Below are 211 nucleotides of genomic sequence, written 5' to 3' on the forward strand. Positions count from 1 at the left end.
AAGATTCAGTAGCAGACTTTTTGGCTTTTTCTGGTTTAGCCTTACTTTTAGACTTAGAAGCTTGGGTATTATCTGCTTCCGAGATAAAATCTTGCGAAGATAAGGTTAAACGGATCGCCTCATCGGATTCTGATGGTTTAAAACTATTATCATTTGCCGTTGTGCTGCTAGCATTATCTAGTAGAGTGCCGCGCAGTAAGCGAAAGTACTC

General features: G+C 40.3%; 1 protein-coding gene. It reads right to left on the reverse strand.

The features are described 5' to 3' along the window. Positions 1–211, reverse strand: a 211-nt coding sequence (locus V6252_RS13625) for a hypothetical protein (protein ID WP_341610785.1), incomplete at both ends; no start/stop codon positions are given.

Source organism: Psychrobacter proteolyticus (genome assembly GCF_038155145.1).
Lineage (GTDB): Bacteria > Pseudomonadota > Gammaproteobacteria > Pseudomonadales > Moraxellaceae > Psychrobacter > Psychrobacter proteolyticus_B.